The 2,386-nt window shown below is 75.5% G+C and carries 3 protein-coding genes; all 3 read left to right on the forward strand.

Translation table 11 applies throughout. From position 1 onward, the window contains the following. Positions 1 to 127: 127 nt before the first annotated feature. The 3 genes from ACFXPX_RS43735 to ACFXPX_RS43745 all read left to right on the forward strand — a co-directional run bounded on the left by ACFXPX_RS43735 (position 128) and on the right by ACFXPX_RS43745 (position 2,329). Complete coding sequence (locus tag ACFXPX_RS43735) at positions 128 to 712, forward strand: SAV_6107 family HEPN domain-containing protein (protein WP_380645108.1); 585 nt, start codon at positions 128 to 130, stop codon at positions 710 to 712. Between the two features lie 45 nt (positions 713 to 757). After that, positions 758 to 1,510: a methyltransferase domain-containing protein gene (locus ACFXPX_RS43740; protein WP_375893236.1), complete on the forward strand. Its 753-nt coding sequence runs from the start codon at positions 758 to 760 to the stop codon at positions 1,508 to 1,510. Between the two features lie 429 nt (positions 1,511 to 1,939). Next, positions 1,940 to 2,329 (forward strand): DUF3040 domain-containing protein, encoded by a 390-nt coding sequence (locus ACFXPX_RS43745; protein WP_350515624.1) that lies wholly within the window; start codon positions 1,940 to 1,942, stop codon positions 2,327 to 2,329. The last annotated feature ends 57 nt before the right edge of the window (positions 2,330 to 2,386 follow it).

Here is a 2,386-nt window from a genome sequence, read left to right on the forward strand (position 1 = left end):
GGGGGGGGGGGGGCGCGCGCCCGCCCCGCCGCTGCGTCCGTTCCCGGAGCCGGTTGTCAGTGGTGCCGGTCACGATGGAGGAGCACGGACCACCCGGTCCGGGCGCTGCCTCGGAACGGGGGAGACCATGACCATCAGCCATCCTGAGCCCGTCACCGCCCGCCTCCACTCCGCCGCCCTGCCACCCACCCCGTCCATCCCGCCCGCCCCTGGCTCCGCCGGGCGGGACGTCCACCCCGTACTGCGCCGGGCCGCCGCGCCACCGGCCGCCCTCGATCTGCTCGCCGACGCCCATCGCACGCTGGCCCGCGCCCGCGTGCTGGAGGATCCGCTGGAGCGCTACGCCACCGCGCACCTGGCCGCGCTGCGCACGGTGGCCGCCGTGCTGGCCGTCCGCGGCCGGCCGGAGAAGAACCCGCGCCGGCGGAAGGCCATCCGCAGCGCCTGGGAGGTGCTGCCCGAAGTCGCCCCCGAACTGGCCGAGTGGGCGCTCTACTACGGCGCCGGCGCCCGCCGCCGGGCCGCCGCCGAGGCCGGCATCCGGGGCGCCGCCTCGGCCCGCGACGCCGACGACCTGATCCGCAACTCCGCGCTGTTCCTGCGCCTGGTCGAGCGGCTGCTCGGCCTGCGCCCGGCCCCGCCCGCACCCCGGCTGCCGCTCGACGGGGACGAGCCGCCCGGCGCGGGCGGAGCGGCCGCGCGGCAGGCTTAAGGTGGAGGCATCCTGATCGATCTGCACGTGCCAAGGAGCCCGACCGTGTACCCGACGCGTCCCCGCAGTGCCCTGCGTACCGCCGTGGTCTGGGAGGTGGTACGGGCAGCCCTGGAGAAGCGGGCGGCCGAGCTGGACCAGCCGGTGCTCGACGTGGTCGACACCGGCGGCGGCACCGGCAACTTCGCCGTGCCGGTGGCCAAGCTCGGCCACCGGGTCACCGTGGTCGACCCGAGCCCGGACGCGCTGTTCGCGCTGGAGCGCCGGGCCGCCGAGGCCGGGGTGACGGACCTGGTCCGGGCCGTCCAGGGCGACACCCAGACGCTGCCCGAGCTGGTCGCCCCCGGCACCGTGGACGCGGTGCTCTGCCACGGCGTGCTGGAGGTCGTGGACGACCCGGCCGAGTCGCTCGGCAGTCTGGCCGCCACCCTGCGCAAGGGCGGCCTGGTCAGCCTGCTGGCCGCCAACCGCAACGGCGCCGTGCTGGCCCGCGCGCTGGCCGGCCACTTCAACGAGGCCCGTACGGTGCTCTCCGCCGAGGACGGGCGCTGGGGCGAGCAGGACCCGATGCCGCGCCGCTTCACCGGTGAGGAACTGGGCCGACTGGCCGAGGGCGCGGGCCTGCGGGTGGAGTCGGTGCACGGCGTCCGGGTCTTCGCCGACCTGGTGCCCGGGGTCCTGGTGGACACCGAGCCGGGCGCCATGGAGGCGCTGCTCAAGCTGGAGGAGGCCGCTGCCGCGCAGCCCGCCTTCCACGCCGTGGCCACCCAGCTGCACCTGCTGGCCACCCTCGCCTGACCCCGCCCGGAGTCCCCGCGGCACCCGTCCGCCGCCGTCCGGTCCGCGCACCGTCCGGCGGCGGTTCGCTTACCGGTCGACCCCCGGACACCCCCCCCTCGCCCGGCTGTGCGCCGGATCATCCCCGGCTCCGGGCCGATTCCATCGGGTCGGGCACTTGTCCGATCCGTCCGGCGTTGACCCGGGTGCGGCCCCGCCCGGTCGAAGGGGCCCGTCCCACGCGGCGCAGACCACTCCGTAACGGGGCCCCGGACCGTATGATCTGGGTAAAGCCGGTAAGCATGACAGCCGGATGCGTGGGGCATATGGACGACACGGGCCGGGTCCCCCGCACGGGCGTCCGACCGTGTGCCCAAGGCTGATTGGACTGGCCTCTCCGACCGGGGAGGCGGACCGGTCGCACCCGCGACCGACGAGTAGGAGGACTCCGTGCCGCTCTCGGAGCACGAGCAGCGACTGCTCGACCAGATGGAGCGAGCGCTGTATGCCGAAGATCCCAAATTCGCGTCAGCGCTTGAGGGAACCGGGCTGCGCACCTTTACCCGTCGGCGGGTCTACCTGGCCGTCGCCGGCTTCGTGGTGGGGATCGGTCTGCTGATGGGCGGCATGGTCGTTCCGGACCAGATCTGGGTCAGCGTCGTCGGTTTCCTGGTGATGCTCGGGTGCGCGGTGTTCGCGGTGACCGGCTGGCGCCGGGCGCCCGCGGGCCAGGGCTCCGGCCCCCGACAGGCCGCGGCCCCGCGCCGCAAGGCCGGGATGATGGACCGGGTGGAGCAGCGCTGGCAGCGCCGCCGGGACGAGCAGACCGGCGGGTTCTGAGCCGCAGGGCCCGTCGGGACGTCGAGGACGGACGAGGCGTCGAGGACAGACGACGAG

This window comes from Kitasatospora sp. NPDC059146 (assembly GCF_042786665.1).
Taxonomy (GTDB): domain Bacteria; phylum Actinomycetota; class Actinomycetes; order Streptomycetales; family Streptomycetaceae; genus Kitasatospora.

What these genes read in the sequence shown, in the direction of transcription:
- ACFXPX_RS43735 (WP_380645108.1), top strand. Translation starts at nt 128, where the DNA reads ATGACCATCAGCCATCCTGAGCCCGTCACCGCCCGCCTCCACTCCGCC.